At 57.7% G+C, this 19,561-nt stretch carries 13 protein-coding genes; 2 read left to right on the top strand and 11 right to left on the bottom strand.

The genetic code is table 11. The features are described 5' to 3' along the window. Positions 1-8: 8 nt before the first annotated feature. Genes Poly24_RS15640 through Poly24_RS15650 form a run of 3 tightly spaced genes read right to left on the bottom strand, consistent with a single transcriptional unit; the run spans position 9 to position 2,610 of the window. Positions 9-872, bottom strand: coding sequence for an ABC transporter permease (locus Poly24_RS15640; RefSeq protein ID WP_145097206.1), 864 nt, complete (start codon positions 870-872; stop codon positions 9-11). Further along, positions 869-1,729, bottom strand: coding sequence for a glucose-1-phosphate thymidylyltransferase RfbA (rfbA, locus tag Poly24_RS15645; RefSeq protein ID WP_145097209.1), 861 nt, complete (start codon positions 1,727-1,729; stop codon positions 869-871). Before rfbA ends, Poly24_RS15640 begins: the two co-directional genes overlap by 4 nt. After that, a complete protein-coding gene (locus Poly24_RS15650; protein ID WP_145097213.1) occupies positions 1,726-2,610 on the bottom strand; it encodes a sugar nucleotide-binding protein in 885 nt (294 codons plus the stop codon). The genes rfbA and Poly24_RS15650 overlap by 4 nt, the downstream gene beginning before the upstream one ends. 1,397 nt (positions 2,611-4,007) lie before the next feature. Here Poly24_RS15650 and Poly24_RS27100 point away from each other — a divergent pair. Continuing rightward, complete coding sequence (locus Poly24_RS27100) at positions 4,008-4,559, top strand: gamma-glutamylcyclotransferase family protein (protein ID WP_197451947.1); 552 nt, start codon at positions 4,008-4,010, stop codon at positions 4,557-4,559. Between the two features lie 140 nt (positions 4,560-4,699). Here Poly24_RS27100 and Poly24_RS15660 read toward each other — a convergent pair whose 3' ends face one another. The 3 genes from Poly24_RS15660 to Poly24_RS15670 form a co-directional block, all read right to left on the bottom strand. Next, positions 4,700-5,713, bottom strand: a complete 1,014-nt coding sequence (locus Poly24_RS15660) for a helix-turn-helix transcriptional regulator (RefSeq protein ID WP_145097220.1) — start codon at positions 5,711-5,713, stop codon at positions 4,700-4,702. 292 nt (positions 5,714-6,005) lie between these two features. Next, positions 6,006-6,419 carry a hypothetical protein gene (locus Poly24_RS15665; protein ID WP_145097223.1) on the bottom strand — a complete coding sequence of 138 codons (414 nt, stop codon included), beginning with the start codon at positions 6,417-6,419 and terminating at the stop codon, positions 6,006-6,008. Between the two features lie 16 nt (positions 6,420-6,435). Beyond that, entirely contained in the window at positions 6,436-8,244 is a 1,809-nt protein-coding gene (locus Poly24_RS15670) for an ArnT family glycosyltransferase (RefSeq protein ID WP_145097226.1), read from the bottom strand. A 195-nt stretch (positions 8,245-8,439) separates the two neighbouring features. Here Poly24_RS15670 and Poly24_RS15675 point away from each other — a divergent pair, with 195 nt between their 5' ends. After that, positions 8,440-9,927: a sulfatase family protein gene (locus tag Poly24_RS15675; RefSeq protein ID WP_231753166.1), complete on the top strand. Its 1,488-nt coding sequence runs from the start codon at positions 8,440-8,442 to the stop codon at positions 9,925-9,927. Positions 9,928-10,090: 163 nt separating this feature from the next. On the opposite strand, the gene Poly24_RS15680 is transcribed toward Poly24_RS15675, so the two are convergent. The 5 genes from Poly24_RS15680 to Poly24_RS15700 form a co-directional block, all read right to left on the bottom strand. Continuing rightward, a complete protein-coding gene (locus Poly24_RS15680; RefSeq protein WP_145097229.1) occupies positions 10,091-11,383 on the bottom strand; it encodes a Gfo/Idh/MocA family protein in 1,293 nt (430 codons plus the stop codon). A 166-nt stretch (positions 11,384-11,549) separates the two neighbouring features. Further along, entirely contained in the window at positions 11,550-14,600 is a 3,051-nt protein-coding gene (gene fliD / locus Poly24_RS15685; RefSeq protein ID WP_145097232.1) for a flagellar filament capping protein FliD, read from the bottom strand. Positions 14,601-14,758: 158 nt separating this feature from the next. Then, a complete protein-coding gene (locus tag Poly24_RS15690) occupies positions 14,759-17,596 on the bottom strand; it encodes a flagellin N-terminal helical domain-containing protein (protein ID WP_231753167.1) in 2,838 nt (945 codons plus the stop codon). Positions 17,597-18,331: 735 nt separating this feature from the next. Continuing rightward, entirely contained in the window at positions 18,332-18,886 is a 555-nt protein-coding gene (locus Poly24_RS15695; protein WP_145097235.1) for a DUF447 domain-containing protein, read from the bottom strand. Next, positions 18,883-19,527, bottom strand: a complete 645-nt coding sequence (locus Poly24_RS15700) for an anthranilate synthase component II (protein WP_145097238.1) — start codon at positions 19,525-19,527, stop codon at positions 18,883-18,885. Before Poly24_RS15700 ends, Poly24_RS15695 begins: the two co-directional genes overlap by 4 nt. Positions 19,528-19,561 lie beyond the last annotated feature (34 nt).

The following is a 19,561-nucleotide window of genomic DNA, read 5'->3' on the forward strand; positions in this document are numbered from 1 at the left end:
GTTCGCGATTAAGCGTTCATTCGCTCAATGATATGAGGCATGGTGACCTTAAACACAACGGTCGCAGCAACCAACGATAAGAAACTCAGAAGCAGCGTGATCCCGGTCAACAACCCAAAGGACGACTCGCTGCCAATCAACCAATAGCGACTGGAGACCAACGGCGCGGTGATAGGGTTCAACAACAACAGATTGTGCGTACTTCCCGAGGCTGGAAGCGCATAGATCACGGGCGTTGCAAAGAAACCAAATCGCAACCCCAATTGAACAGCTCGGCCAATGTCCATGTACAGCGCGGACAAAGGAACCAAAATCAGGCCCAAAGCACACCCAAATACGACAAGTGTTAGGAAACCAAGCGGGAACAACAACATGCTCCACGAGAACGCAATTCCGTAGGCTGGCAGCGCGGGAATCAAAACCAACGCCGGAATCATCGTATTTAAAAGCGCCTTGCCGATCCCGGATAGGACCAACGCTTCGTGAGGAAAATTGACTTTAGACAGGACGCTTCGCGCTTCCGCCATAATCGCCTGCATGCCGACGACCGACATGTTAAATGCCGTCCATAATACCGTTCCGGTCAAGACAAATATTGGCACCGGCGCGTTGCCGGTATCGATCGATACGAGTTGTTCATTGTTCAAGAAAATCCAAATCGCGGCTGTCGCCAGCGGCGGCAGTAGGATCCAAAAGTACCCCAACAAACTTTGCCGATACATCGCCCGGGTATCGCGCAGGAACATTCGCCAAGCGAGTGCCCGACTTTGTGGTATGTCGCTGATCATCGCTGCGATCGCGTCGGTAAACGCATCGAAACCACCATGTGGCGTGATCACGCGCTCACGAAGCACTGGTCGCGGATCGTTCAATGGGAGATCCTTTGCAAATAGGCGCCATAATCGTTATTAAACTGGTGGGAGATCGCAACAAGTTGTTCGCGATCGATGAAGCCTTGCGAGTATGCGATCTCTTCGGGACAGGCGATCTTGAGCCCTTGGCGTTTTTCGACCGCGGCGACGAAATTGCAGGCGTCCAACAGGCTATCTTTCGTTCCGGTGTCCAACCAGGCAAAGCCGCGGCTGAACTGTTCGACAGCCAGCGTGCCCGACTCGAGGTAAGCTCGGTTGACGTCGGTGATTTCCAATTCGCCTCGCGGTGACGGCTTTAAGTTGGCCGCAATATCGAGAACTTGGTTATCGTAGAAGTAGAGGCCGGGGATGGCGAAGTTGCTCTTTGGTTGGCTAGGCTTTTCTTCCAGAGAGATAGCTTTGCCGTTGGAGTCGAATTCGACCACGCCGTAGCGCTGCGGGTCGGTCACTCGATAGCCAAAGATCGTCGCTCCCGTTTGGTTCGAAGCGGCGCTGGCTAGCGTTTTGCGAAAACCTTGGCCATAAAAAATATTGTCGCCCAAAACAAGCGCTACACGGTCTTTGCCGACAAATTCACGGCCGATGATGAACGCTTGAGCAAGTCCCTCGGGTTTGGGCTGCTGGGCATAGGAGAACGACATCCCCCACTGCGATCCATCACCTAACAAACGTTCAAAAGCCGGAAGGTCGTGCGGTGTGGAGATTACGAGAACTTCGCGAATTCCAGCCAACATTAAGGTCGACAGCGGATAGTAGATCATCGGCTTGTCGTAGATGGGGATCAGTTGTTTGCTGACGCCGAGGGTGATCGGATGCAGTCGCGAGCCACTGCCCCCCGCTAGTATGATCCCTTTCACAATGCGGCCCCCTGGAGGGTCCAATTCCGCAACGAAACTCGAATCGCATCGTCGACATCGGCGATTGGAATTCCCGTCGCACGCAGCTTTCGGTTGTCCATTACGCAATTAGATCGAGGCGTCTTGGCGGCCAGCGACATGAACTCGTCTTCCGAATCGAAGTATTCGAACGTCCTACCCAACTTCAATTCCTGTTCGATCATCCCTACAACTTGCCGCGTTGTCACGCTGCCGGTATTGGTAACGTTGTATATCCCAGTCGGGACGCGTCGCAGCCAACACTCAAGCGAGGCGCGAACAAAATCGCCGAGATGGGAAATCGAATTCGTCGCTTCCAACAAGCGATGGTATCGCATCAACTTGGACAAATAATTGCGAGGAGAATCGCGGTGATCAAATGGGATGCGAAGTCGCCAAACGTAAACGTTTTCGGCTCCCACAAGACACTCCTCTCCCAACGCTTTGCTGCCGGAATAAAAGCTGCAGTTGTTGGTTCGGAACGAAAAATTCGGTCTGTCTTCTTCGCTGAATCCACCGCCATCGAAGCGTGCACCGGTGTAGATGCAGCCGCTTGACACATGCCCCCAAGGCAAATCGCCAGCCATCGCACAGGCTTCGCGAATCGTCCCGGGTAAGACTGCGTTGCCGGCAAGACACTGCGACTTCTGCAATTCGCAAGCGTCGACATTTGGCTTGCCGGTGTAACCGGCTGCATTGATCAGGAAGCTCGCATTGCTTTCGCAAATCAGACCGATCAGCGCGTCACGCTGCGTGTAGTCGCAATCGGACCGCGATACCGATCGGAAATCGACCCCCTGGTGCCTTAGCAGTTCGGCAAACGCTCTGCCAACATACCCCGATCCACCTAGCAACAAAATCAATACTTCAACTCTACTTTAACAGAAACATCGTCTTCGGCGCGCACTTCGTTCCTTTGGGTGACAGGCACTTACGATCGCGATACAGTGTTGTTGGTCGTGTCGATGCATCCGTGCAAACTTTTGTTTCAGTAACCGGTAATCGCCACGCACGTTCGCGTGGGCGATCCCGATTGTTGTTTCTTGGTCGACTTCGCAGCCCATCCGTACGCTGCCGAAGGTCCTTCCGATGATTTAATTGCTTAATCCTTGATTGAGCAATGCCCCCCGTCCATCGAAATCATGGCAATCGAATCATTGCCCAAGCGTTCGCTCGGCGTAGCCTGCACAACCGTGCAAACAAGTCGCGTCTCAACGAAACGCGGATTGGTTAGGTAGGTTGAAAAAGCCGTTTACGGCTGATCCGGGTGCCCAAAACTAGACTCGCAAAAGCTTCAAACTTCGTTGCTAAAACTTCATGGTCACGGGGCAGGATCGTGCCGTTGGCTCGACACTGCGGTGCCTTCTGCGCTGCAGCATCTCAACACCTACACCGCCCCGTCGTCCCGAGGACGAAGGCAGCGGCGTTCCGGCTCCAATGGTATTTTGATATCGCGGAAACCACAAATAAATCGCGCAGTATTCATCGATTCATTAAACCGCCCCCCCATCCTCCTTACGCCCCGAACGAATCGCTCAAGCCCCCTCACCCCACCAAACATGATGCCTGTCCGGCTGCCTCAACATTTCGTTAATCCGAAAAGCGTTCCACTGCAAATGCGTTTGGGCAATTTCGCTGCCGTTGTTATTTTCAGCATCACACGCCCCAAACCACTTCCTTGTCATTACATCCTTTCCTCGCAAACGGCAGGCCTGACCGCCCCCCCAAATGCATCAGCTCCGTGGCGGTATAGCGTATCGTCAATGAAGGCTACCGGTGCGTCATTTCACACAACCAAAATAGGGTCCGGAACCCTCTGGATGGTAGGCACCGCATTTAATGAACCTGGTTCTCTGGCCGAAAGATCCAACGCTTGCATATGTCGGCCTTCAGCCTACTGGGGTGGAGCCTGTCGGAGACCGGAGGCTTACGCCTCCGGCAGTTCCTGTGTCGGCCTCCGGCCTCAGACGGGGTACAGGAAATCTCGGGTTGGGCCGAGTCCTTTAATGAATTCGAATTTCTGTTCGACACTCAGCGTAGGGGCACGACTGATCGGAAACGTCTGATCACGCCCACTCGAGGCGGGCCCCCCTGCCCCCAGATGAATCAGAACAGGATTACCACCCCTCACTTCACGTGCAACCGAAAATGCAAGACCGTTCCCCCCCTGAGTTCGATCATAAAACCAGCGTCGCCCGGATTTAGGCGGCGAAACGCCGTTGCCCCGACACGACTGCTCGCAGCAAACGAACCGGCCTGTGTGTATAACAAGCACGATGCGGCCATCTCGGCCGTGAAAGCGTTTCGTGGCAGCGCCGCTTGGATCGCGCTGGCGCGATGTTTTAGTGGCGAGGGTTGGGAGAACGACTGGGTTATGGCGAGCGAAGCGATGGATGAAGCTGCGATGATTTTTGTGTATGGGACGCTGAAGCGGGGGGAGTGCCGTGAGCGAATGTGGCCCAAGGGACCGCTGAAGGTCGAGGAAGCCTTTGTCAGGGGCTGCCTCTACAACCTTGGGCCCTACCCGGCGATGATCGCGGGGGAGGATTGGATTGCGGGAGAAGTTTGGTCGATCGCAGAGAAGGATCTCGCCGAGACGATCGATGCGTTGGACGAGATCGAGGGCTTTGATCCCGCCAGCGACAATAACCTTTACACACGGGTGCGGATCAACTGGTACGCCGCCCCTGACGATTCGGCGAAACGAGGGACGGCGTCGACCTACCACTACGCGAGAACGGCGCGTTTACGGGCGAGCCAGCGCATGACTGCGACCGACGACGGATGCGTCCGCTGGACCGCCTCGCGATAGCGAATCTGCGCTTCCTCCGTCCCCCCCAAGAGATACGGTTTCGTCGTGGGCGATTCCAAGACCGCGGAGAACGCATCGCGGCGGATCATGCCGCAACGCCAACGGCTCAATCGCTGGCGAGCCCTTCCATTGGAACGTCGTTATACGCCGTACGTTTTGGCCAACCGAGCGATCACTTCGGCGACGGCGGTGCGGAACGATTCCGGCCCGATGACCTCCGCTTCCGCCCCAAGTGACAGCAATTTCGGCATCAATTCGCGGGGGTGAGCGGAAGCGACGGTGAGGACCGCGCTGCCATCGTCTTGAGTTTCCAACTGTTGCTCGGTATGCCAAGGATCTTCGCGAACCCAGGCAGCTCCAAAGGAGGACAAGCGAATTTGAACACTCTCGGTGGCGTCGCCCGAGAAAATCCCAAAACTCTTACTCAGGTGCGTCTGGATGTCGAGATCGGGATCCGGCTTGAACCACTCGTCCAACGCCGTCGCTTTCGTAAAACGGTCCAGTTTCCAGTGCCGCATCCGCTCTTTCGGATCCTCGACCTCCTCCGCCGCCGCGATCACGTAGATGCTGGATTGATAGATCGCCAGACCGTAGGGTTCGATCCGCCGCGTCGTTGCCGCTCGCCCCGGCGACTGGTAATCGATCTCCACGATCCGATGCTCCACGATCGCCCGATTGATCGTACGGAGAATCCCCGCATGCTTTTCGTACGTCTTGGTCGGCACGCCGTAAACGCAAAGGGTCTCACGGAACTTGGAATAGTGGTCGTAGACGCCGTTGGGAACCTCCTCTTCCAGCTTGTTCCAGAACGATTCGACCCCCTGCCAATACTGCGTTCCCGCCAGGGGGTTCAGCAGATCCCGGCCGATCGACAGCGCAATCAACTCGGTCGCCGTGGCACTGATCTTATGGATCCCTCGCTCTACGCGGCCCAGCTTCCAAACCTTGCCGCGCTGATTCGTCTCCACATCCAGATCGTAGCCGGCCGATTGCAACGCCTCGATATCGCGGCGGACCGTCCGTTCGTGCAGCTTGGACAACCCCAGATCGGTGACCAGATCGTCGCGGATCTCGTCGAGCGTCCGCCCATAGCGGGCATCCTCCAACAGTTGCAAGATCTTATGCTGTCGGATCAGTTGTTCGTTTCGCGCCATCCATGAACCCGTGAGGCAGTCGGATCAATCTCAGACGACGCAGCCCACCTGCATCGTTGCAGTTCATCGTAACGCCTGCGACGGCCAAGAAAAGGCGTGGCCCCCGGACTCCATCGAGGGAGTCTTTCCCCCACCGAGCACCAAAAAAGAAGCGGCCAGTCGAAGCCGTCGAACCCTCTGTATATCGCTCAGCCAAGCGACGCGTGATCGTAACATTGCAATCATCGCGAATGAGTTCGGTCGAACCCTCACTACATCGCCCAGTCAAGCGACGCCTCGCCGCGACCGTTCGTTAGTAGGGATGCTTTTGCTGCAGGAAATCGCCCACCGTGCTGATCGGTTCGGGGTCCGGAGCCGGCTTGGTCAGTTTGCTGAAAAAACTCTCCGACTTCTTTTTCTTCTTTGGCTTGTCATCAAAAGGATTCAGGAAATCGGTCGTCTTGTTCCAGGCCGACTTGGTGCTCGTCCCGACGCTGCTCCAAAAGCCTGGATCCTTCGATTTCGCGGCCGGCTTTTTCTGAGAAACGGTGGGGAAGTTGACGGTTGGCATTTTGGGAGCCGACCAATTCAAGGGATTCAATTTGCTGAAGACCGACGGGCTGTTGGCTTCAATCTTGGGTGGCTGAGCCGACAGGGACATCGGCAAACAGGCCACACCGACCAAGGTGGCTAGCGCGAGCTGCAGCGAGAATGAACGAGCGACCATGATGACCTCCGTTTTCTTAATAGTTGGTTTTTGTTGGGTTGTTTTCAGCGGCAGTGATCCGAGCCGGGGTTGTGCCCAAGCGGATCGCCACCCAATCGTCGTTGTTCAGAAAGCCTCGGGTCCGCGAGATGATCTCCATCGATTCGGATCCAAAGCGATGATTCAAATGGCTGGTCAAACGGGCGACTTGGTCTCCGCGAACCAATGCGACACGTTGGTCGGTCTGCTGCAAATGATCCGAGACGCGGGTCATCCAACGGCCGCCCAGATCAATCGCCACCTCGGGCAGCGGTCCGTCGGCATAAAAGATCCAACTGGGTTCCAACGCCCCGGCCACCATGATCTCGCCGCGACCACGTTCGGCCAATTGCTGCGTTAGCAAATTCAGTTCGCTGCGATGTTTGTCCGCCAGTCGCGGACCGAGCGTGAACAGCAGTGCGGTCGCCAACACGCCTCCGACGACGTACGACCGAATCCCCAAGTCCGTATGCTTTTCAACCGATAACGCACCTCCGAGACAGCTGGCGACCGCCAACACAATTCCCGCGATCCCGACGATCGACGCGTCGGGAATGATCTCCGTTGCCGGTCCGGCTAGGCCGATCGCGATCGCGATCCCGACAACAATCCCGCACAGGTAGCCCGCTTTGAGCCAACGCGGCCAATCGAACTGCGAATGTGCCACGCTGTACAGGAACCATCCAATACACAACGCCACTCCGGGATAGCAGGGCGTGATGTAGCTGGGTAATTTCGTCGCCGCGATCGAAAAGAATCCGACATAAACAGCGATCCACGCCATCGCCAAGACGATAGCCGGTCGCAAATCGGAGCGTGTGCGATAGGCTTCGCGGGCGGCGATTCCGATCGGGATCGCAAACATCGACCACGGAAACGTTCCGACCAAAAGGGTCCCCAAGTAGAACAGGATCGGCGGCCCGGAGTGCCCTTCCATCGGGCTCAGGGCGCGACTGAGGTTATGTTCAAAGAAAAATTCCCGCAACCAAACGCCATCGGTCTGCTGCCCGACCGCAACGTACCACGGCCCAGCAACCAACATCACCGCCGCCAAAGCCAGGATGGGGTGCATCCGCCAAGCCGTCGCGATTGCTTCGCCGACTAGACGCACCGCAAATGCGATCCCACGTCCGCAGCGGGCTAGGAATCCCGCGTCGCCAGCGGTCGCAACCGTTTCTGCCGCGCCGGAATGCCGCTGCCAAATGGCATGCAGACCGATCACGCTGCCGGGCAGCAGCAAGCCGATCGGGCCTTTCGCGAGCACGGCCAGGCCGCAGGCGGCGTAAACCGCGGACCATCCCCAGCGTGTTGGCCAGTGGAATTCGACCCGTTCGACGAATCCATCGCTAATGCGGCGATGTGAAAAAAGGACGTAGAGGGCGACGGCGAGGGTGGAGCAAAAAGTTAATGCCGCGTCGGGCGTCGCCGCGCGGGAAGCGAGCACGAACATGAGTGACGTGCCAAGCGAAATGCCAACCCACGGAGTGACCTGGGCTCCCAACAAAACCGTGGCGATCGCCATCGTCAACAACACCGTCCCCAACCCGCAGAGCGCCGACGGGAGTCGGGCCGCAAATTCGTTGACACCAAAGACTTTGTAGCTGACGATCTGCATCCAATACAGCAGCGGCGGCTTGTGCGTGCGCAGTTCGCCGGCAAACGTGGGGACGATCCAGTCGCCATTTTCGAGCATTTCGGCCGCGCAGCGGGCATTGCGTGGTTCATCGCGATCCCACAGGCGAGCGCCTCCGAGATCGGTGCCCAACACGATCGCACACAAACAGCTGACAATGATCCAAGAACGCAAGGGAACGAACTCCAGAAGGGAAACGGCGCGCAGTTGCTCCAACTCGATACTGGATTTCCATGCTGTAAATAAAGAGCAGATTCCCCAAACCGGTTGCTGTCATCACCGCCGCGCGGCGTTAGCATAGGCAATGAACAAGGCGGAAAAAATTTAGACGTTTTCACGATCACTTGTCCCCACCTAGGAATCCCACCCATGCCACGAGTCTGCTTCAATGCGTGCATCGCACTGGCTCTCTATCTATTGGCCACCACCATGCCCGCCAACTCGGTGATCTCCACCTGCCAGCTGGCCCACGCCGCCGATCGTCCCCCCAACTTCATCATCATCTACTGCGACAACCTCGGTTATGGCGATATCGAACCGTTTGGTTCGACGCTCCACCGCACCCCCAGCTTGAACCGGATGGCCCGCGAGGGACGCAAGTTCACCCATTTCTGCGTCACCGCCGGCGTCTGCACTCCGTCGCGCAGCAGCATCATGACCGGATGCTATTCCCAACGGGTCGGGCTGCACCAGAATCCGCGCGATGGTTGGGTGATACGCCCGGTTTCGCGGTACGGGCTGAACCCCGAAGAAGTGACGATCGCCGAAGTCCTGAAACAACAAGGCTACGCGACCGCGATGGTCGGCAAATGGCACCTGGGAGACCAGTCGCCCTTCATGCCCACCCGCCAAGGCTTTGATTGGTTCTTTGGCGTCCCGTATTCCGACGACATGACCGAACGGGTTTGGGATGAAGACGGTTCCCATTGGCCGCCGCTGCCGCTGATGGAAAACGACACCGTGATCGAAGCCCCATGTGATCGCGATGGTTTGACCAAACGCTACACCGAACAGGCCATGAAGTGGATCGCCGATCACAAGGACGAACCGTTCTTCCTCTATTTCCCACAAGCGATGCCGGGCAGCACCAGCACCCCTTTTTCAAGCGAAGCGTTCCGCGGCAAAAGCAAAAACGGACCGTGGGGCGATTCGATCGAAGAGCTCGATTGGTCGATGGGGCAGATGTTGGATCAATTGGAAGAACTGGGAATCGCCGAAGAGACCTTGGTGATCTGGACCAGCGACAACGGCGCTCCGATCAACCGCGACCTGACCGATCTGAGCCGTGGGTCCAACCGTCCATTGCATGGCCGCGGCTACACCACCAGCGAAGGGGCGTTCCGCGTGCCGACCCTCGTCTGGCAACCGGGAAAAGTTCCCGCCGGAACGGTTTGCGAAGAACTGGCCACGACGATGGACCTGTTGCCCACCTTTGCCAAGCTGGCCGGCGGCAGCGCACCGACCGATCGCAAGATCGATGGATACGACATCGCGCCGCTGCTGTATGGCGAGCCGGATGCCAAGACGCCATACAAAGCGTTCTACTATTACCACCAGGACCAATTGCACGCCGTCCGCAGCGGACCATGGAAGCTGTTTGTGCCGGTCACTCGCATCGCACACCACCCTCACTTCAGCAGCAAAACGCCGCCACAACCGTTGCTCTTTAATGTCGTGACCGATATTGGGTGCGAATCGAATGTCGCCGCTGAACATCCCGAGATCGTGGCTCGATTGAGTGCATTGGCCGACGAAGCCCGCGCCGATCTGGGAGACCTGGGCGTCGCCGGTTCCGGCCAACGGAAGCGTGGCGAATTGGCGGCCGGCGTCGATCCGGTGCCTCAGCTGCTGAAATAACGTCAGCGACGGCCGCCATCCGCGGGACCGCTGATTCCAATCCGCCCCGCCCTGGACTCGACATCCAGGGCTTGGCAAATCGCAGACGCCCGTCTCAGACGGCCCTTTCGATGCCACGGGCCCGGCGCGGGACCAAAGCAATCGGACGGTGGCCTGTTGGCGATCAGACCTCCGCGACTTCCCACCCCTTGCGGTACTCATCCTTCAGCAATGCCGGAACCGCGTCGTTGCCCGAAGCGGTCAGCGTGTTGCCGTCCCAATCGAAGCTGCCGCCGGCGCGGTAGGCGACGTTGCCCAGGAGGACCGTTTCGGCCAAGGGGCCTGAGTAGCGGAAGTCGCATGTCGCCGGTGCGCCTCCCTTGCACGCTTGGATCCATTCCTTGTGGAAGCCGGGCGATTTGGGGATCGTCGATTCGGGAGACTGGAAATCTGCAAACTTCTCCTCGGGCAACAATCGCAGCTTGTTGAATCCGGTCAGCAGCATCCCTTTGCTGCCGATAAAGAGCGTGTTCATGTCTTTGCCGTCGAGTCCCAGTTCCTTCAGTTTGGCGGGACCGCCGCTGGCGTGATCCCAATGCAGATCCACGCCTTGTTCGGCGAAGTGCATCTTGGTCGCCATCTGCTTGGGCGTCCGTTGCGGATCGACCTCGGGCCCCGTCGCTTCGACGCGCGAAGGATACTTCAGCCCCAACGCCCAGAACGGGATGTCCAAAATGTGGCATCCCCAGTTGCCCGTTTCTCCGGTGCCAAAGTCCCACCAAAAACGCCAACCGTAGGGGCAATACGTGGAATCGTAGGGGCGGGGCATCGCGGGGCCCAACCATAGATCCCAATCGACCGTCTCGGGCACCTTGGGAAACTGTGTTGGTATCGACGGCATCCCGCGCGATCCGCCTACCCAGCTGTAGACTTCGCTAACGTCGCCGATCGCGCCGGCTTGAATCAATTCGACCGACCGATGCATGTTCGCCATCGCGTGCCGTTGGCAACCGAGTTGGGTGGCGACGCCTTGCTTGGCGGCCAGTTTCGTCATCTGACGAACTTCCCAAACCGAATGGGCCATCGGTTTTTCACAGTACAGATGCTTGCCCCGTTCCAACGCCGCCATCGACGGATGGAAATGGGTGTGATCGGGCGTGCTGACGACCACCGCATCGATCTGCTTTTCCAGTTTGTCGAACATCTTGCGATAGTCGGCGAACTTTTCGGCTTGGCTGTATTTTTCGAACGCCTTCCCACCGCGCACCTGATCCACATCGCAAAGGGCCACCAAATTCTGGCTCTTCACGCCGCCCACGTTCGCAGCTCCCTGCCCCCCGATTCCGATGCACGCGACGTTTAATTGTTCATTCGCAGATGTGGAATCGGCCGCCGAGATCTCGGGGGCAATCAGGTAGCCGCCGAAGGCGATCGAAGATTTCAGCGCGGTACGTCGTGTGGGTCGAAGCGATGGCATGGCAGGTTCCTAAGCAAAGGGGGGCGCAAACGCCCGCCGGATGGACGCTTGGTTACGGCATTGTAACATCGCTGCCGGCCGATTTGCATTTGTCCGCAAAGAAGTGAATTGCGGTGTTTCGAAAGCCTTCTCCGAAGCAGCGTTCGTATCGGCGAATGGCGGACTGCTAGCTCGGCATCGTGATCGGAGCGATGTTGCTGATATAGCTCTGATTGGACTGCAATTTCGAGATCGCCTCTTCCATCGCGTAGTACTGCTTGTACAGACGCGCTTCCTCCGACTCGAGCCGCAGGTTGTACGACGCGATCCGATCGTTGTTCGTTTCGATGCGTCGCTGCAACGCATCGTTCTTGTTCAACAGGACGCTGCTTTCGACGCCGGCAATCTTGTCGATCGCGTCTTGAACCCGCGATGAAAAACCGGTCGAATCGGTGGTGAAGAAGTCTTTGACCGAATCGGGTTCGGTCTCCAGCTTTGCGGTCAGCTTGGCGCTGTCAAACGTCATCTGGCCGGTATCGGACAATCGAATCCCGATCTCGCCCAACGATTTGATGTCGCCGGCGCCGTTGATCCGCCCGGTGAACAAGCTTCCCAGTTGGGATTGAATGCGTAACACTTCGCCGCTGCCGAACAACAGTCCGACCGTTTGCGAAGTTTCGTCAAACGCGGTCAACGCATCCATCCGCGTCACCAAACGGTTGTAGGCCGAAACAAAGTTCGTAACGCTGCTGACGACGGCGCTGTTGTTCTTGGTCACGTTCACTTCAACCGGCGAATCGGTGACCTTCTTGGCGGTCAAGGAGAGCCCGCTGATGGCATCGCTGAAGACGTTGTCGCTGCTGTAGAAAAGCGATGCCGATTCGCTTTCGCCGACTTCGATGATGGCATCCTGCGCCGATGCGGTCTGTCGCAGTCCGATATCAAAACCGGTCGTCGAGACGGCCAAACGCCCATCGCTGCCGCCCCGTTTACTGAGGATCTCCAACCGCCCGCTTCCGGCCGACGCCGAGGCATACTGCCCCAACTCTTGAATCTTCGCCGCGATCGTGGCGACGGTATCCGATGCATTCACATTGACGGTGATCCCTTGCGATCCATCGATCACGCTGCGCACTTCGCCATCGATTACGCGGGTCTCGGCGGTGCCGGCGATTCCCAGGCTGGCCGCCGAGGTTCTGCCATTGCGATCGATGATCTTTAACGTTCCTTCACCGTTGCTGGTATCGATGATTCGAATCCCGTTTCCGTCGGCATTCAAACTCGCTTCGACACCAATGCTGAGTCCATTGATTTGGTCGATCAACGCGCCAACCGTCTGTGGTTCCAATGCGCCAAGACTGACGATCGAGGCATCCCCGTTCGAATCCTGGATCGTGAACGAACCGGTCCCCACGCCCTGCCCTTGGTTTAAAGCGGAGAGAGCGGTGTTGCGCGAGACGTATTGGGCGCGTAGGTTGTTGCCGTTGGCAAACGTTTCGGTGGTGTCGATCTCCAGCCCCAACTTCGACGCCGTGTCATCGAGGCTGGACACCTTTAGGTTGCTGACCGTGCCCCCGGTCAAGTCGCGGATTGCGATTCCGGTTCCTTGATCGTTGTAGTCCGCTTCGACATCCAATCCGCTGTTGTTGATCGCGGAGATCACGTCGGCAACGCTTGTCGCCCCCGAAAGATCGACATCGGCTGTCGAGCCGTCGTGCACGGTGATCGACAACGTCCCGAGCGTTCCCAGCCCGGCGCCCCCGGCGAGCGTGCTGAGGCTAACCGATTGCAGCCCCGATTGCAGCGTGATCCCGGTGGTCGAGTCGGCTTCCCCTTCAAAAACGAGGCCCAGATCCGTGGCGAGCGTGCTCCCTTCGGCATCGGCAATCGTCAACGTCCCGGTCCCTTCACTGAGATCGGTCAACTGGATCGCATCCCCCGAGGCGTTAAGCGTCGCCTTCAGCTTCGGATCGGCGTCGTTGAGGACGCGCAACAGGTCTTCGATCGTCGGATCGGTTTGCGGATCGATCGCCGCTCCCCCATTCACAACGGCAAAGTCGGCGGCGGAAACGGTACCCGTTCCATCGCCCCCCGCGGTGGCCGTGAAAAGGGCCGCCAGTTCTTCATTCCCCGCCAACGCATCGGCGATATTGGCCGAGGTCGTGTTCCCTTCGTCGATATGGAAGACCAGTTGCTTGCCGTACGAACCTTCCAGCAGTTGCACCGTCTCGCTGCCCGCGGCAACACCGTCGTCATTGACAAACAGAACTTCCAAGCCGTCGTAATCGCCCCCTTTGGCGACCGTCTTGATCGTCAATTGTGCGTTCGGATCGGTGGCCGATGTGGTTCCCGAAGCGATCGAAGCCTCGCGGGAGAAGTCGTCAAAATCGATCGACAATTCCGTGCCGTCGCGAAGCGTGATCGCGATATCATCGTCGCTGCCAAAACCGAGTCCGAGTCCGTCGCGAAGCGTCGACAAGGACGTCGCGGCGGAGAGCGAAAAGATATCGCGTCCGGTCGCTGAATCGCTGGCCGTGTTAATGCCTCGCAGGCCGAGATCCGACGCCGTCGATCCGCCTCCGACTTCGCTGACACTCAAATTCGACAGCGTCTTGCCTGTCTTGTCGGTCAGCACGATCTTGTCACCCGATGTCGACGCGCGGACATCGATGTCGGACGATTCATTAATTGTCGCCAGGACATCGTCGATCGTCGCGGCACCGCGAAGGTCGATCGTCGCGGAATTTCCGCTACGGTCGGTAATCCGGATCTGACCCCGCTCCACACCGCGGCCGCCATTGAGATCTTCCAGGGCGACACTATTGTCGATAAATCCGCCGGTTTCGATCGTCAATTGGCCACTGTAGCCCAACGATTCGGTGCTGCTGCCGAGGTTGCGCGAACCGAAGCTGTTGGTCTGCGCCAATTGGACCACGCGGACCTGTTGATTTTGCAGATTGACCGAATCGGCGGTCTGGATCACCGAAAGGGCATCGCTGTTGGACGAAGAAACCGCCGTCGTCTCGTAAAGCGATTCGCTTCCAAAGCTGGCGCTGGCCAGTTCGAGACCGACAGCCAATGCTGTCAATTCGGTGATCGCGACCTGTTCCTGTTGCAGCGCGGCGGTTCGCGCCGACAGCAGATCGCGTGGCCGCGCCGAGATTGCCATCAATTGTTCGACGGTTTCCTGGATCGGAATCCCGGTGATTAAACCGACAGATGATTGAATCGTTCCCATGGAGTAACCGTTTGGGCAGCAGAGATCGAAGGGCTTTCAAAAGGGTGCGAATCGAAGGGGTTACAACCCGCACTACCGTTATTATCGGCCTAAGCAAAACGGCGGCTCGAATGAATCGAACCGCCGTGTCAAGATTTAGTTTGTCTTCGGAAGGGGGATTAGCCCAACAGCGAGAGGACGTTTTGTGGGTTTTGGTTTGCCAGCGACAAGACCGAAGTACCCGATTGAACCAGAATCTGAGCACGTGTCAGACGAGCCGATTCGGCAGCGAAGTCGGCATCACGGATGCTCGATTCCGCTTCCTGCAGGTTCGCCACGGTGTCGTTCAAGCTGACCAAGTTGCTTTCGATCGTCGTTCGTTGGAACGCACCCAATCGACCGCGAAGCCCCGTCACTTGGTCGATCGCTTCGTCGACGATCGCTGCGGCTGCGGTGGGATCGGTTCCCAGAGCGGCTCGGCCACCTTCGCCCAATTCGAACAACTTACCGCTAACGCCACCCAATTGAGCGGTGTTCACGCTGCCGATGCCGATGCGAGCTTGTTGGTTCGCAACGACTTGGCTACCCAGTTGGAACAGGGCTCCACCACCGTTGATGTCGAATTCGATCGAACCGACATAGTCCGCTTCAACCGACATGTTCAGGTCGAGCGTTCCGGTGTTGATCGTCAGCTTGTTGCCGTCGCCACTGGCGTCGACACCGTTGACCTTCGCCTTGATATCGGTACCAACCGCTCGAGCTCCCTCTTCCACTTCGGCACCAAAGGTTCCGTCGGCACCCTCTTCGATGATCTTCAGATCGACGAAGGCTTTCGAACCGTATTCGGTCGAATTCAATTCCAACGTGTTCTCGTTGGCCGAAGCGGTGACGCCGGTCGCTTCGGAGACAAGATTGATCTGCGCGATCAATTGTTCCAGCGTCGTGCCAGCACTGATATTGAAAACTTCCGATCCGGTTTCACCCGCCAATTCGAAGACGACGTCGGCGGCGATACCCCCGTCATCAGCATCTTCGATTTCGGTCGTCGTGATCGCGTCAACGCCTGCGTGCAGGATGCCGTCACCGTCGTTGGTGGTCAGTTCAGCCGAGTAGCCGGTCAGATCGTTTTCGATCGCCGCGATGATGTCGGCCAACGCGGTGTCGGAGTCGTCGTCGATCGTGATCGTGATGTTGTTATTTTCATCAACGCTCGCCGTCACAGCGCCGCCCGTGTCGCCACTGTTGTTGATCGTGATCGTGCCGTTGAACTCTTTTCCTTGCGGCGTGGTGATCGTGATCTCGTCGGTTGCTGTCGAACCGGTACCACCGCTGAACTCTTCGTCTTCGACATCGTCGCTGCCATCGACGGCAAAGACGTTGTCGGTGTTAACGGTTACTGCAAATAGATCGCTGAACGTGTCGGTGCCGTCCAACAGTGTGGTCGAAGCATCCAAAGCGGCTTGGATCGCCGACAGGTTTTGCGCGGTGGTGTTGTCGACGGTGATCGACAGCTTGCCATCGGCAAACGAGACTTCCGCAGCGGCGTTCGTACCGCCGGTGAATGTCTGTGCCAAAGCATCGTCATCGGTGGTTCCCGATGATGCGAAAACGTCGGTTCCAGCACTTCCCAATTGGATCTTGAAGTCGTCGTTGAATTCGGCGTCCGCTTCTAAAGCCGCTTTGATGTCGGTCAACGTTTGATCCGAGAGTTCATTGACAGTGATCGTCAACGCGTCACCGGTTCGGCTGACCAAAGCCGCTGCGTTGGCACCCGCGGTTCCGCCATTAAGCGGTATCGCGGCGCCATCGTCCGATCCGTCGGATCGGAAGACGACTTCTTCGTTTCCTTCGGCGATGTTGAATTCGAAATCGGCACTGCCAGCCAAAGCAGTTTGGATATCTTCCAAAGTCACACCAACCGTGTCGTCGACGGTGATCGTCACGACACCCGCCGCTTCGGCGATCGAAGCTGAACCGCTGGCGGGAGTACCGCTGACGATTTCGACAGTCAGTGCATTACCCGCGGTTCCGTCGAAGGCTCCGCCAGCTTTTGCCGAAACGGTGAATGCGTCGGTAACGCCGTTGACGTCGAACCCAGCCGATTCGGCTTGTGCGGTCGCGGTGTTACCAGCTGCAAATTGAACCGTCGCTGCGTTGCCAAGTCCGCCGTCGAGGGCACCGCCCTCTTTCGCCGAGATGGTAAAGCTGCCGCCGCCAGCAAGTGACTTCACTGCGGTCGTCGCTTGTGTCAAAGCGGTCGTCGCACCACTTTTGACATCAACCGTCAGATCGTTACCGGCGACACCATCAAGGCTGCTGCCGTCGAGAACGTCGATGGTATAGTCAGCTCCGCCAGCCGTCTCCAAATCGCCGGTCTTCGCTTCGTCGGCGGCACCTGTCGAGTTCGACAGGGTGATCTTGCCCGTACCCGCACCCGAGGCGGGTACATTATTAATGTTCACCGACGCCTTCGTCGCCGCCTCTTGAACCGATACATCGACTTGGATTTTACCCAAGTTGCCCAAGTTGGCTTGGTCGATCTGCAGGTTTTCGATCTTATTGAAGTTCGACGTGCCGCTGGTCAAGAAGTCCAGGCTGCCGTCCAACAGTTTGCGACCTTGGAAGGTCGTGGTTTGCGAAATACGGTTGATCGCTTCCAGGGAGCTGTCGACCTGCAATTGATTCGCCGCGATTTCGTCGGGGCTCAAAGCTCCACTATTTGCCGCTTCAACAACCAGACCGCGAACGTCGTTCAACAGCGTGCTTACCTGTCCCAGGGCGCTGTCGGCGGTTGCGATGATTTGGTTGGCGCGCTCGGTGTTGCTGACCGCCTTGTTGAGACTGGTGATTTCGCTTCGCAGTGCTTCGCTAGCGATCAAACCGGCCGGATCGTCCGATCCCGAATTGATGCGAAGACCGGTGCTCAACCGAGTCAGAGCTTCTTGCAAATCGCCGTTGGATGATTGCAGGCGATTTTGTGCGACGAGCGATGGAACGTTTGTATTAATCCGGGTCATGCTATTATTCCCTCTTTGCGGTTCAACGTGGACCTGTATTTGGACCCGCTCATATAAAGCGGGCTAACCCATGTGGAGGGCCAACGGCCTGTCACCACACTTAAGCTGAAACTTGGACCGGGCGTCTGACCGCGACGGCGTTTTGCGGGTTGCGCGTGAGTTCGACTACGCGACTCACCTGCGTCCTACGTCAACGTCGTGTTCAATCGACACGTCGTTGCTTGCCAGCGATCGGGAGAGGTGACATCACGAGATGCCACTGACCCCCTTTCTCCGACGAAGTATAGATCGGGATTGTTTGTTAGCATTATGAAAACAAGGCTGGCTTTTCCTTCGTTTAATACTTCCCCCCCGCTGCGACCCCGACAATCGTTACAGTCGGGAATACGACCTATCGAGTTTGACGATCGCAACGATTAAACGACCGCAAACTTTTCCTGATCTCTTGACGTATGCGACTCTTTCACCGCCAAATTCGAGGGGACACCGCCCCCCTAGCCAGCCTTTTAGACCCGGTACATCTTACCGATAACCCCCTTGCCGAAAGCAAAGAAGACAAGGGAACTCAGAGGGTGACCGCCCCATCGGCGGCAAGCCACTCACAAATACAAAACCCGGACCACCACGAAGCCATGCACCCCCAAAGGGACCACACAGGTAAGCATCGGGCGATGAATTCAGCAAACACGCTCAATTCGATAGAAAAACTTGGTCTTCCCGCAGAACTCACCCATACTACCCGACCTGCTGTGCAATCGACGCCCGCAGCAACTCAAAGGCTTCGTGCTCCTGAGCACCCCCTGTTTTGTCGATCAAGACACGCAAGCGTTCCAGATCGGCAGCAATCTCCGCAGCGGGAATCAGATGCGTGCGGGTCGCCAAGATCGCAGCTTCTATCACGGCATGCTTGGCTCGATTGAGCCCGAAGAATGGGGGACCGCTCCCCTGGCGGACGATCGCGCACTCCGCCGTCGGACGCTGCGGGTCGTCGTTCCAAGCGACCACTTCGATGGCGAACCAACGGCTTGCATTTTCCAACACGAACCATCCCCCTTCGATTTCCCTGACCGGCGGTTCGATCCGCCCAATTGCTGCCCGAGCGATCATCAAGACGTCGTCGGTCACATGGACGACGGCTCGCGATGTAGCACGGAGATTCCCATGCGTGGTCGATGTTTTGAAGGGTCGCAATTCGATCGTCGTGATTTCACGATCGACCACGGGCCCCATCGGTGCGACGTTGACTTCGCCATTGGCATTCACCGAAGTGACAAGACTTTCCAAGATCATGAGCAGGCCGTCGGCGATTCGGTAGGAAGATGACGCAGGAAGTTCTTCAACAGCGCGTCCCCCTGGTCGGTCAAAATCGATTCGGGGTGGAATTGGACGCCAAAAATCGGAAACTCACGATGGCGGATCCCCATCACCAATCGCACGGCCGCATCGCTGCAGTCCCCCACCTCGGGTGCATCCGGTGCAGCACCACGGTCATCAGTCCAGGCGGTTACCTGCAACACGTCGGGGATGGCGGCCGCGTCGGCGACCAAGGAATGGTAGCGTCCGGCAGCAAAAGGACTGGGCAAACCGGCAAACAAACCGTCGCCACCGTGCTCGATCATGCTGGGCACCCCATGCATCGGATGCGCCCGAACAATCCGTCCACCGAACGCTTGAGCGATGATCTGGTGTCCCAAACAAACACCCAAAATGGGCAACTGGCCCGCGAAGGCACGCGTGATCTCCACACAAGCCCCTGCCTGATCGGGCGCTTGGGGCCCAGGTGAAAGGATCAGCCCGGTGGGCCCGATCCGTCGGACGTCTTCAATCCCGATCTGGTCGCTGCGAACGACCAACGTGCGATGCCCATGCCGCCGCAGATAGCGGGCCAGGTTGTGGACAAAGCTGTCGTAGTTATCAAGCACCAGTAACATCGCGGTGATTCTACCCCCTGCCCGACTCAGCTTC

It is taken from the genome of Rosistilla carotiformis (assembly GCF_007753095.1).
In the GTDB taxonomy this organism is placed as follows: Bacteria; Planctomycetota; Planctomycetia; order Pirellulales; family Pirellulaceae; genus Rosistilla; species Rosistilla carotiformis.